10 protein-coding genes are annotated in these 13,602 nt (G+C 29.0%); all 10 read right to left on the bottom strand.

What is annotated here, in order from left to right; all coding sequences use genetic code 11:
• Window positions 1-9: 9 nt before the first annotated feature.
• Window positions 10-2,451, bottom strand: a complete 2,442-nt coding sequence (locus tag MPF19_RS07065) for a DUF8426 domain-containing protein (RefSeq protein WP_249987453.1) — start codon at window positions 2,449-2,451, stop codon at window positions 10-12.
• A 66-nt stretch (window positions 2,452-2,517) separates the two neighbouring features.
• Entirely contained in the window at window positions 2,518-2,892 is a 375-nt protein-coding gene (locus MPF19_RS07060) for a DUF6979 family protein (RefSeq protein WP_249987451.1), read from the bottom strand.
• 11 nt (window positions 2,893-2,903) lie between these two features.
• Window positions 2,904-3,764, bottom strand: coding sequence for a hypothetical protein (locus MPF19_RS07055; protein WP_249987449.1), 861 nt, complete (start codon window positions 3,762-3,764; stop codon window positions 2,904-2,906).
• Window positions 3,765-3,770: 6 nt separating this feature from the next.
• A complete protein-coding gene (locus tag MPF19_RS07050) occupies window positions 3,771-4,484 on the bottom strand; it encodes a hypothetical protein (protein WP_249987447.1) in 714 nt (237 codons plus the stop codon).
• 19 nt (window positions 4,485-4,503) lie between these two features.
• Window positions 4,504-5,202, bottom strand: coding sequence for a hypothetical protein (locus MPF19_RS07045; RefSeq protein ID WP_249987446.1), 699 nt, complete (start codon window positions 5,200-5,202; stop codon window positions 4,504-4,506).
• Window positions 5,203-5,278: 76 nt separating this feature from the next.
• On the bottom strand, window positions 5,279-6,079 hold the full coding sequence (locus MPF19_RS07040) for a DUF4339 domain-containing protein (protein WP_249987444.1): 801 nt from the start codon (window positions 6,077-6,079) through the stop codon (window positions 5,279-5,281).
• Window positions 6,080-6,319: 240 nt separating this feature from the next.
• On the bottom strand, window positions 6,320-7,663 hold the full coding sequence (locus MPF19_RS07035) for a restriction endonuclease subunit S (protein WP_249987442.1): 1,344 nt from the start codon (window positions 7,661-7,663) through the stop codon (window positions 6,320-6,322).
• Complete coding sequence (locus tag MPF19_RS07030; RefSeq protein ID WP_249987440.1) at window positions 7,656-9,281, bottom strand: HsdM family class I SAM-dependent methyltransferase; 1,626 nt, start codon at window positions 9,279-9,281, stop codon at window positions 7,656-7,658. Before MPF19_RS07030 ends, MPF19_RS07035 begins: the two co-directional genes overlap by 8 nt.
• Window positions 9,282-9,367: 86 nt before the next feature.
• Window positions 9,368-10,339, bottom strand: coding sequence for a virulence RhuM family protein/type II toxin-antitoxin system death-on-curing family toxin (locus MPF19_RS07025; protein WP_249987438.1), 972 nt, complete (start codon window positions 10,337-10,339; stop codon window positions 9,368-9,370).
• A gap of 53 nt (window positions 10,340-10,392) precedes the next feature.
• Window positions 10,393-13,464, bottom strand: a complete 3,072-nt coding sequence (locus MPF19_RS07020) for a type I restriction endonuclease subunit R (RefSeq protein WP_249987437.1) — start codon at window positions 13,462-13,464, stop codon at window positions 10,393-10,395.
• Window positions 13,465-13,602 lie beyond the last annotated feature (138 nt).

The following is a 13,602-nucleotide window of genomic DNA, read 5'->3' as shown; positions in this document are numbered from 1 at the left end:
TTCAGAAATTTATTTTTTACCTAACAACTCTAAAACGGCATCAATAACCGTATCTTCATCAATATGTTTTAGTTCGTAACTAGCGATTTTAAAATCGTTCGCATTGTCATATTTAAAATTAGCAAAATGAATCGTATCATTTTTCTTTATTTCAACAAAACCTTTGCCAAGTACTAAGCCTATTTTCCCATAATCTCCGTAAAAATACTCTTGTAATAAAGGCACAATTTTATTATTAAAAGCGTTAGCTAATTTCTCAGGTGAAGTAACATTTACAAAGTAGGAGTGACCAATGGTATGATCTCTATCGATTAATAATTCTATCCGCTCATTTATCGTTTTTAAAACCTCAGAAAGTTTGATTTCTTCAATTTCTTCTTCATTAATTACGGTATAATCTGGCATCATTTCTTTAAATTCAAAACGACGACGTAAAGCAGTGTCTAAAGCCTCTACACTTCTGTCTGCTGTATTCATAGTTCCATAGATGTCAATATTAGAAGGTACGCTGAATGCTGTTTTAGAGTAGGGAAGTTTAATGCTTATTTCGTTTTTAGCGTCTTTACGTTTGTCTATTTCTATCAATGTAATTAGTTCTCCAAAGATGGCAGAAACATTCCCTCTGTTTATTTCATCAATAAAAATGGCGTATCTATTATTAGGATCATTTTTTGCTCGTAAACATAATTTTTTAAAAACACCATCTTCAATGGCATATCCTAAATCTTTGGATTCTTCTCCTTCTTCTGGTGAAATTGGCTTGATTCCTTCAATAAAATCTTCATAAGCAAAAGATTGATGAAATGTAACAAAGTCGTAGTTTTTAATTGTTATATCATCATTTGCTTTATATTTTTTTATTTTTTCTAAATGTTCAAGAGCTTCTGGGTAAAGTTCTTTTAATTGTGTATCCACAATTGACCATTTAGAATTGTCATTTTTATTGAAAATTAGTGGCTCAATACGTTGCTGTACTTTCACGTTTTTACATTCTAAAACAGTGTGTGTTTGTAATGAACTCCATAAAATTGGTCTAATATTTTTAGAGGAGGATAATTTAGATTTAGCAATTATTAACTCATGATTCAATAAATCATTAGTTTTTGCCAATTTAAGATCTAGAACTGCAATCGTAATTATTTGCCACCAAGTAAAATCAGTGACAAAATTTTCTAAATATTGTGATCTAGTTATACTACCTTGAGCTACTGTATATTTTTCAAATAGTTGATCTTTTAAATAAAACGTTTTCCCTGTTCCTGGAGGTCCGTATAGAATTTTGTTTGTTGGTGCAGTATTATTTATCTCTATTACATTCTTATTTTCAACTTTCCCTCCATTCATAATCGCTAATAGTTTGTCGTAATAATTTTCATTTTCATTTCCTTTTTCTTTGTATTTGGTAATATTGGTTAAGGTTTTTAATGCCAAATTACCATCTAATTTCCAATTACCTTTTAAAATCCAATCTACATTTCTATAATTTTTATAAGATGCTCTCTCATCATCAAAAAATAGTTCCGAAGTAACTTCTCCGTAGCCTAACAATTCATGCAGCCCTTTTTTAACAATAATAATATCTCCTGGTTTCATTACTTTTAAAAACTCGTAATTCGCAGCGGTATTATTTGTTTTAGCCGAAGTGGTATTCGCTAATTCTTGAAGTTTTATTTTAATGGATTTTTTAGTGGAATATGCATTTAAATCACCTAAATCATCCCAACCAAGTCCCATAATTCCCTTTTCATAAAACTCGTCCCATTTACTAGCATTTTCTCCTGGAGCATACATCCAATAATTTATAGGTTCAAATTTGTTAAACATTTGATATAAAATGTCTTGAGCTACTAAAAGATGGTTAGAGCCATCATAATAGTCTGGAATAAAAGATTTTACTAATTCAATAAGTTCGGTATCATTTTCTATATATTCAGAAATTATTTGATGTATCAATTCTAAATAATGTGCATACCTTTCATTTATTTTTGCTTGTTCAATATTTAATAAATCGCACAATTCCTTATAATAGGAATACTTGTAAAAAGTATATTTTTCTGGATTGTAAAAAGTTAAATAAACCGATATGGTTCTTTCATCTTGATGATGCGAAAGAGTTTCTCCTAACCCTCTATGAATTTTTAAAGTTTCTTCGTTAAACGCTTTAACTCTAGTATTTAAATCAATAGATTCATTAAAGAGATTCTTAAAAAGGAAACGTATTTTTTCGGGTTCTTTAAGTAATAATTGTTTAATAACCGCTTTACTCATAGCATAAGGCAAATTGCTATAATCAATTTGTTTTACTTCATCTAAAAAATTATCGGCTTTTAAATTAGGAAGTCCTTTGTATTTTTTTAGTAATTCCCATTTGTAACGTTCATCTTTTAAATGTGTTTTTTCAATTTCTCTTTTGTAATTATTTATAAGGGGTTGCAATTTGTTCTTATACATCTCAATAATTTAAAAACTCAACTTGTTGTGATTCTATTTTCTAATGTTATTTGGATAACATATCATTTATTTTATTATTAATCCCGCATCCCAAAGTGCCAAAACAACATCCATTTGAGAATTAGATCTTTTGTCTCCTAAATTTAATTCTGCCCAAAGTTCTTTTGGAGTATAGATTTTATTATCAGCCCATTTTAATATTTCAATAGCTTGCAAGGCATATTCTTTATTTTTTACAGATTTTGTGTAATTCCCTCTTGGTATTCCTTTAACCAAACCTGCTTCGCACAAACCTAAAAATGTTCCTTTCGGACAACCCTTTTCTTGAGAACTTTTTGTTTCAAAAACCTCTTTTGCGGCTCTAGCGTAAATTTCTGTAATAGCATAAGAGCTTTTATAATTTTGTACTGCTTTTAAAGCTGTTTGTCCGTATTTATTCATAGCGTTTTTTTTTATTGATTTCTTATTTCTGCAAATTCAAACGAAAACTTATAGTTAGAGCAATCTAAAATAATGGAATCTTCAGTTTTATGTTTTATTAAATACCGCTCTTTAAAGTTGTTTAACTTTTTAGAATCATCATTAAAGATATATCTGATGTCTTTATATTTTAGTTGCCATTCTAACATATCTAATTCATTTGAAGTATCTGTTTTTTTATAATCGGAAACGGCTTTTTTAGTTCTTTCAGCGTCTTCTATAATAGTAAGTACAAATAAATTGTCAACAACAAAATTAGAAAAGTCATAATAAAATTTATATTCTAAATATTTTCTTAATGGTATGCAATCATAAAGTTCTTTAACCAATTTATACCAATCTCCAAATACATCTAATGGTATAATTGAACCTTTTAAAGCCTCAAATTGGGAGTAAAATGGATCAATTCTAGTAATAAAAGAAATATACTCATCAGTGGGTTTGTAACTTAATTCTTCATCGTTCCAAACACAAAAAATGATTGGTGTTGTTTCTTCTTTATCTTGGTAAAGCTTAAATTGAGAACCATTATAAATATCTATAATCTCATTATTTTCTAATTCAAATAAGAATGTTAAAGATCTTTTATCTGCTGTAATAAATTGACAACCTTCTAAACTATAAGTTCCAGAATCTTCTTCGGAAACTCTTTTTTTGATTTTAGAAAATTCTTTAATATCAGCTTCTTTTAACGTAATAAAAATTTCTTCTAACTTTTCTAAAAAAAGATCTTTGGTAATATTCATAATAGAAGTGTCATTCTCTAAAACTAGAGATAACATATCTATATTCATTTCTGAAATATATTTTACAAGTGCTTCTTTTTTAGTCATTTTGAATTATTTATACATTTCTCTCCATTCCAAACCTGCGTTTATAATTTCGGTACAATAAACATCCATGTTTACACTCCAATAAGCTGGTTGATACGCGTTAATACATAATTTATCATTTGAAATAGGGTAATAATGAGTGTTGTTTGTTACTTCATTTATTATATGCTTGTCAGATAAGTCCCAACCTATTTCTTTTAACTTTTCTAAGTTAAAATATTTTAAAGTATTACCAAAAATAAGAATGTTAGGCTCGTATTCTTCTATTTGTTTTAGAAGTAATTCTTCATATTCATTATAAGATTCTTGTATTTCTTTATCCTTAGATTGAGCTCCTCCACCTGTTTTTTTTATGTTGATATAAGCAATTTCTTCTCCAATTGAATACACTTCTTTTTCTTCTGCAACGGGTAAATCTGCATATTCTTTGTTATTTAATAAACCATAAGAAGCGTATATAATTTTTCTGAAAATTGGGTATACTAAAATATTAGCTTTCGTATCTTTTTTAGTTTCTATATCGGCTATAGATAAATAGTCTTGATATGTCCAACTTTCTGTAGAATTAGGTTCTTTTAAAACCCAAAGTATTTTTGTTTTTACTTTGGCATATTTTTCAGAATTAATAATACCATCTACATTAATGCTTTTTCCTGAATGATTAATTTTATTGATTAATTTTTCAATATTTTCTTGAATATCTTTAAAATTATTTTCCATATTTCTTTTTTTTTATTTATTAAATTTTAGGTGTCATAATTCGTTGGAATTTTTCTTTACCAGTAACACTTGTTCCATTTATTCCATATTTTTTAGATTTTCTATTCCACCAAGAACTTGCGGATGGATGAGGAACAGAACCAACATAAGGTAGTTTTTCTTTTTGCTCTTTAGATGCATGATTCATAAAATCATTATAGGCTTTACTACTTACAAAAATTATTTTGTTAGGTTTTAAAACTTCGGATAATACGATTAAGTTTTCTAAAGCCGTTTTACTATCTATTTCATGAATATTAATAGAATCTCCTTCAACCTCAGAGGGTCTTTGAAAGTAATTAAGATATACACATTCTTCAAATAACTTTATTTCGGATCCTATTTCTTCATTAGCTTTTTCTAAATTATTAAATATGCCAAAACCTTTTGGTAACTTTTTTCCTTGTTGTTCCTTATAATGTTTAATAACTCCTCTTGTATCAAACCAAGCTTTATCATCACCAATAATCTTATAAATTGATATTGGATTATTGTACCAATCATCCGTAGAAAATAGATTGTTATGTTTTTTAGGTAAATAATGACTTTCAGCAATTATAAAAGTTTTAGCTCTGGCTTCATTATACTTTAAACCAATATGCGGTAAATAGTTAGGGTGCAATTTTAAATGAGGTAATTTAGATAGTAAATCAGTATCATAAGTTTTAATACAGTTCATATCATTATTTTATAAATTACTAAATATTAAAATGAAATTACTTGGTAATTCGTCTTGATTAATTTCTAAAAACAAATTACGCTTCAGACTTATTAAAAACTGTAATAAGATATAATAACGGAATTATACCAATAAGAATTGATGCAATAATTGTACTAGAATTATCTGTAAAAATGTCTAAAATGAATACTAAAGCATAACTTATTACAGTTGCATAAGCGAATTTTGAGATTCTAGAAGCCATACTATTTTCAAGTTTAGATAGTTTTTTTCCTAGTTTAAAGAAATAATACCAATTCACAAAAAGTGAAATAACCACCACCACTATTAAAGCCACAATAAAGTTACTTAAGGAGTCTGAACTATCAAGTTTATCTTCAAATTTAGTAGCTAGTTTTATTCCAACTCCTAAAATTATTGAAGTAACAATTAAAATATTTATATCTCTATTTGCTTTTATAAAATTTAATACGTCATTTAAGTATTTTTTTATATTACTTAAAAGATAATACGTTGCTATTACTAATGCAGTAATTAAAAAGCCATAAAATTTACTGCTTTCTAATTCTTTATATTCCATAATACCCATAACAATGGTTATTATAGATAATAAAATTGCGTTTAAATTTATTGCTTCAATTGCGTCTTTGGCCTTGTCTTCTGTATCTTTAGTTTTCTCGTTTTTAGGGTTTGAACCAGGAATTGGTGGTGGTTCTTTTAGAAAAAGATCATTTAATTCTGGAAGTTGAGATGCTTTTATCCAATTTCCCATTCCTCCTTTCCATACTAACGTATCTTTAGATACTTTTCCTTTTAATTCTGTTTTAGATAATGGACCTATTTTTTGATCATTATCTGCGTAGTAGTACTCTTTCATAATTATTTTGGGGTATATTAATTATTTAGTGGTTCTCTTTCTTTTTATGAGATACAACTTTCTTCTATTATTAATTCTCTTTTTTATGTTTTTCACTCTCCTCAGCAACCAAATTCAAAGAATCTTTTGCGTTTTCATTATAAGATTGCTTTATCTCGACTTCGCTCGATACAGGTTCACCTCGCAATGACGAATGAACGTGTCATTGCGAGGAGGTACGACGTGGCAATCTGTTTGTTATTAAGATTGCTTCGTGCCTCGCAATGACGAAACTGCCTTTTCTGCACCACCAACTGTAATTTGCCCATTCATTAACATAGGCAATAACCAATCTCGTAATTCTGAAAGTTTTTGGTTTTCTAACTCTAATAAATTTTGTTTCTTAAAAATTGGTTTTGATATTTTATAATATTCTTCCAAAACATTTTCATTTGGAATAGAAATCATTAAAGTTCTTAAAGTAGATGTTGAAACTTCCTTAAAAGTTGAACCTGATGAGTATGCTTCAATTTTTGGAATTTGATTTTTTACAGAATAATAAATAAATTCTGATGAATAATTTTCTTTGGGAACAAAAGACTTAAAACCTTGATTTGTTGTTACTTCTTGTCTGGAAATTGCTAAATAACCAATTGGCGCTCTTGAACTTAATAAAACAGTTCCTTTTGGCATTAACTTTAAAGAAGCACTTTTAATTCCAATATTTGTAACATCCCATTCTCCTCTTGTAATAAATTTTTTTCCTTTGTTTTGTGACAAATCTTTTGGAGTAATCCAAGATGTGTTATTTTCTTTTGTGAAGTTTTCTATTATTGCTTTTGAAGGTGTGCTTCCTCCTGTAATTGTAGAGATAGTATCGAAAGTTCCACTTTCCCAACCAACAGGAATCTCACGTTTCAACTCATCATTAAAAACCATTTTTCCACCAGAAGATTTATAAGGTTTAGAATTTCCTGAAGTAAGAGGTTCTGAATCAAGTTCAGAACTTGTTGCTAACGCAACAGGAAAATCGAATTGAACAAACCAATAATCATACAACGTTTTTGCCATTGCTTCTAATTCTTGGTTTATTTTATTGTTGATTTCTATTTTTGCATCTAAATCGGATAAAACTTTGGCAATCTTTTTTTGGCATACAAGATTTTTATGAATTGATAATTTCAGTTTATCAAATTCAGTTTTATTTAACATTGGTAAAGCTGTACTTCCTAAAGCAGCCGTTCTTAATAATTTATAGTTATTTTTTAACTGATAATAGATATAATCTGAATCATAATAATTTGAATTAACAATAATAGAGTTTATCTGTTGATTAGTTATTGCAGTGGAATTATTAATTGTAACTTTTCCCATAGCTGAACCTATACAGGAAACAAGAACACTTTTAGGTGGAAGTATTTTGTTTTTCAATTTATTTAGTCCATTTTCTGACAAATATCTGTTTGTTCGATAAATTGTTTTATCATCAAAATTATCACTAGGAGTAATAAACATATACTCTTCACCAAAATCTTCTGGAAATTTAGATGAAGGTGTTTTACCAGTAATAGTTTGTCCTATTTGACCTATTTCAATATCAATCATATTTCAAACTTTTTAAATTGGATTGAATTTCCTTTTCCAACGTTTTAGATTCAGCAAACAACGTTTCTAAATTACTTTCAAAACTGTTCATTTTAGTAGCAAACTCATCCGCAGAAATATCTATGTATTCAATTTTAACTTCAAAATATTGTCCTGCACTTAAACTGTAGTTTTTGGCGGTAATATCATCATAAGAAACTACTACAGAGAAATCATCTTGTATTTCTTTTGCATTAAAAACATCAATAATTTGTTGTTCTTCAGCATTACTTAAAACGGTTTTTTGGTTTTTACCCTCTTTCACTTTGGTGCCTAAATTAGAAGCATCAATTAAAACCACATCTTTGGTATTCGCTTTGTCTAAAAACAAAATACTAACGTTGGTACCTGTAGTTGCAAAAATATTAGAAGGCATAGAAACCACACCAGCCAACATTTTACTTTCCACCAGTTTTTGTCTAATTTTTTTATCAATACCACTTTGTGCGGTAATAAAACCCGTTGGCACTACAATTGCCGCTTTTCCTTTGGCAGACAAACTGTGCATAATGTGTTGTATAAACAACAAATAAATTGCCATGGAGTCTTTCTTGGTTTTAGGAATATTTGGTATTCCTGCAAAAAAGCGTTCTTTATTGGCTTTAGAATCTAAAGATGCCGAATAATCAGAAAAATCTAATTTAAACGGCGGGTTAGAAACAATATAATCGAAGGTTTGTAATTGTCCGTTTTCTTGTTTATGTGTTGGGTTAGAAATGGTATTGCCTTGTATAATGTTTTGTATGGAGTGTACTAAATTGTTTAAAATTAGGTTTAAACGCAATAAACCAGAAGATTTCTGAGAAATATCTTGGGAGTAAATAGTACATTTATCTTCGCCAATTTGGTGTGCAATATTCATTAACAACGTACCAGAACCTGCACTTGGGTCGTAACAAGTTACATTGGTTACGTTTTTGTCTGTTACCAAACAAGCCGCCATAATTTTTGCAACTGCATGAGGTGTAAAATACTCGGCATATTTACCACCGCTATTGCTATTGTAATCTTTTATTAAATACTCGAAAATGGTGGCAAAAAAATCGAACTTTTGTTCAAAAATATGCTCGAAACTAAAACCAACCAATTTGTTAACCAATGCTTTGCAAAATGCATCTTTATTGTCGGTTACGTATTTGCTAATATCATCAAACAAGACTACCTTTTCTCCACCTTGTGTGAGTACCGAAAAAATATCATTATTTGCTCTGGCAACTTCTAAAAAGGTTTCGTCAAAAATTTCTGCAAATTTGTCCTTGTTTTGTTGTTCAAACAAACGAGATAATAAGTTTTTAGGTGCAAAAACAGCCGTGTCTTGGCTAATTTGCATGGTTAACATTTCTAAATCGTCTGCGGATAAGTTTTTTAAAGCAGCATCAAAATCTGCTGCTTCGGCTAAAGTTGGTTCTAATTGTTTTAGTTCGTAAACGTATTTGTCGTTTAAGAATTTGTATAAAAATACTTGGGTAATTATTTTAAATTCGTTTCCGTCATTTCCTAAACCGTAATTAGCACAAACGCTTTTTAGGTCATCTATTAATGCTTTGGTTTTGGTTTCAAAATTTTGTGTTTGAGTCATTTTATATTAGGTGCTATTTTATTTTTAAAGTTCTCGACTGCGCTCGAACTGACATTCGTAATTCGTAATTAGGCATTCGTAATTTTTTAATTATTTCTATTCAATACACTTATCACTAATCGTTTTACGGTTTCCATTTCTTCTGGTTTACTAGAAGCAATAAAAAGGGTTAAACTTGCTAAGGTGTCATTACTAATTATGGGTTGATTTTGGTTATTAAATAGTATGTTGTTTTGTTGTAGGAATTTTAAAAAGCAAGCTGCTGCAATCCGCTTGTTTCCATCTACAAAAGAATGGTTTTTTACGACTAAATATAATAACATTGCTGCTTTTTCTTCAATACTTGGGTAAAAATCGGTGGTACCAAAACCTTTTTCAATCTGGGCAACAGAACTCTGAAAACTTTTGTCTTTTTCTTTACCAAAAACATCAGAATCAAATTCGGTAAGCATTTGATTGATTAATTTTTGATACTCAGAGATACTTGGATACTCTGCTTCTTTTGTGGTAAGTCCTTTTGCGTCTAGTTCTTCGTGATCATAATCATCTAACAAACTCAACCCTTTTGCAAAAACACTTAACCAATGGTTGTCTGCTGTCTTTTCTTCTATAACTCTGCTTAAAATGGTGATACCATCTTTTAGAATTTGTACTTCTTGTTCTTTTTGTGCTAAACGTTTTTCGTTTATTGTATATCCTTTAACTAAATGTTCTTTTAAGGTTTGGGTTGCCCATTTCCTGAATTTTGTAGCTTGTAAGGATTTTACTCGGTAGCCAACAGATATGATAACATCTAAATTATAATATTTTACATCTTTAGATTGTTGTTTACCTTCTATAGCACCATGTTTAGTGGTATGTGCAAAATTTGCACATACCACTTTTTCGTCCAACTCTTGTTCTTTAAATATATTACGAATATGTCTTCCTATAACAGTTCTATCCCTTTCGAATAAAATAGCTAATTGCTCTTGATTAAGCCAAACAGTTTCCTTTTCAAATTGAATATTTACTTCAATTTGATTGTTACTAGATTCATATATAATTATTTCGTTCATTTTATATATTTTGAACTACCGAGTATTTTTCGGAAGTTGCTTTTTATATTCTATTAAGCAACATTTCCATTATATTCGTTGATGTATTCTTTTACTAAAATATTATTTATGCGTTTTACATCGGTTGCATTGATGTTGATGTTTTGTTTGTTTTTAAATTGATTAATCACCAAACGCATCATCATTTTTTCTACATAACGCTCGTTTTCTAATATTTTTGCATTTTGTAAAATCTCATTATCTACTTCTGTTTTTAATCCTTTTAAGGCTTCAAATAATTTACGTTCGTTATCTGTTAACGGGTTTTTCTCTAGCAATCTTTTATGGATTCGTGCATACTTTTCATCATAATCATACTTTGCTCTCAATAGCTGATTTTCTCTTTCTAGTTTTTTTGCTTTGGTGTAAATTTCATTTAAAGCTTTTATATTGGCTTCCATTTCTTCTTTGGTAACTTCACTTAAATTTTTCTTTTTAAACAAACGTTCTAACTCTTCTCTTAAAGAAACAAAAACTGGGTCTTTCTGGTCGAAATTACCACCTAACATTTCTCTTGTTTTTTGTAAAGTGTCTTTCAGTTCATCTGCCAACACCATTTCTTCTTGCTTTATTTTGGTAAAAGCAAAAATGACATCTTCTAAAGCAGTGTTTAAAATGTTGTTGGTTTCTAAGTTGGTTTCTAAAGCTATTTTTGTGTTGATAAGTGCTAGTCTATCGTTGGTCATTCTAGATAAAATAACCAGTTTTCTAAAATCTAACTGTTCTAATAATTCAAAATTACCAGATAAACGAATTAGGTTATACAATTCTTTAGAGTTGTTTAAAACTTTAGCAATTTGTCTTATTTCTGTGCGATCGTTTATTTCTGAAATTTGCTGACTAAATACTTCTGCATTTATAGTGTCAAATTTAAAAAGGATATCTTTTATCTCTTCAATCTCTTTTTTTATTTCTTCCGCAGATTTAAATAAATTGGAATAATGTTCCATTTCATCACCTAACTCAGATTGCAACTCGTTAAAATAATCTTGATTTGTTTTATCGAATTCTTTCTGAATATCAGCAAAATCGACTACAAAACCATATTTGTGATTTTTGTAGGTTCTGTTAACTCTAGTAAGTGTTTGTAATAAATTGTGCGATTTTATTTTACGACCAATGTATAATTTCTTTAATCGTTTTGCATCAAAACCAGTTAATAGCATATTGTAGACAAACAGCAAATCGATATTGCCTGCTTTGTAATCTGCAACCCAATCATTTCTATCTTGTTTTGTACCCACATCGTGCAAAATTACTTGTGCTTTTTTTACTTTGCTTTTTTCTAATTTTTGATTTCCATAATGTTCAGGATCTTCGGCTGCTTGTGAAAAATAAGAAGCTTCTTCATTTACGGCATATTTATCTTGAAATATTTCAAACATCATTTTTGCTTGGTCAGAAGAATCGCAAACTACCATTCCGCCAATAGAAGTATCATCCATAGAAATTCGTGCTTGCTCCATATCCTGTACAATATAGTTTAGCATTGGTTCTACAAATTTATGATGTGCAAAGATTTTCTTTTTATCAGCATCACCTTCTAAAACTTTAATTTTTTCTAAAGTTTCTTGTAAAGTCAGTTTAAATTTGGTTTCTATTTCTTCACGAATTAAACGAAGTGTATAGCCATCTTTAATGGATAAATTGTAATAGTATTTATGAATATAATCGCCAAACAAAGTTTTAGAATTGTATTCTTTACCTAAAAGCGGTGTTCCTGTCAAACCTATTTTTATAGAATGTTTGTCGGCCAATTCTAAATTGGCTAAGAAACTCCCTTTTGGATTGTAACTTCGGTGTACTTCATCTAAAAAGAAAACACGTTGTACGCTTAAATTATAATCGTTGTTTTTAATAACATCAGGATCGTCTTTAAACTTCTGAATATTTACAACCGTAATTTCTGCATTACCAGAACTGTTGTGTATTACATTGGTAGATTTAATATCTCTTGTAAATTCTTCTCTAGAATTTACTTTGTGAACTATTAATCCACGAGCATTAAATTCTTTTGCTGCCTGGTTTAATAAATCGATTCTATCTACAATAAAATAGAATTTTGGGATCACATTTTTCTTTTGATAATAATGGGTAAGATGTTTTACGTTAAAGTATGCTAAGGCAGTTTTTCCAGAACCTTGCGTGTGCCAGATAATTCCCTTTTTTATTCCGTTTTCTAATTTATTTTCAATTGCTTTTGTTGCAAAAATCTGCGGATAACGCATTACGTGTTTCTCTAAACCATTTTCTTCTTCTACATAGGCAAAGGCATATTGTAAAATGAATTTTAATCGTTCTTTTTGAAATAGGGAAGTGGCAATAGAGTTTGTAGCAGTAGTAGGTTTTTTATTTAAAGCAAATTCATCAGCATTTTTAATACTGATTAAATTATTGTCTTTTAAAACAATATTTTCTGTTTCATCAGAAATAGGAGACAATAATTTTTCTAAATCAAAGGTTTCTTCTTCTCTAAAATAATTGAAAATGGGTTTTCTGTAATTTGTTGTGCTGTAAAAAGCACCTTCTAACATTTGAGTATCATTATCGCTATACTGCATGTTATTAGAAAAAACCATTAACTGTGTTAAGTTGATGAACTTTCTGAACTTCTTATTTTTAAAACGTCTTTGCATGCGATCATGCTCGTCTTTAATACCATTTCTATTGTTTGGTTTTTTAACTTCGATAAAAACAAGTGGCATTCCGTTTATTAAAATAATAATGTCTGGTCTAAAATTGTCCTCATCTTTTTCATAAGGTAATTCTGTAACTACATGAAAAGTGTTGTTATCAAAATTTTCGAAATCAATCAATTTAATTCCAGATTGATCTATCAGTTTCTTATAAAAAGCTCTCCCTAAATCTTCGTTTTCTAATGATAGAGAAACTTCTGTAAAAACTTTTTCAGCTTCTTTTTGAGAAAGATTTTTATTGATGTTTTTTAGCTGATCATAGAATATGTCAGTAAATATGTTTGTTTCTAAATCCCAACTATTATCCTTCAAGGAAAGATACGTGTATCCTAACTTGATCAGATGTAAAATTGAGGGGATTTTTACTCTTGAATCTTCGTTAAATTTCATAGCATATGAATGGAGGACTAAAGTACTAAAACGAACTGATATAGAATTACGGATTTCCATAAAACTATAAAACTAGATTTGTTGTAGTACGTAAGGTATATCATCTTTTTAAATTTGATCACAGTAAGACAGCGATGG

Origin of the sequence: Polaribacter sp. Z014 (genome assembly GCF_023555435.1) — a bacterium.
In the GTDB taxonomy this organism is placed as follows: domain Bacteria; phylum Bacteroidota; class Bacteroidia; order Flavobacteriales; family Flavobacteriaceae; genus Polaribacter.
The sequence above is the reverse complement of the archived record's forward strand: the minus strand, read 5'-3'. Positions and strand labels throughout refer to the sequence as shown.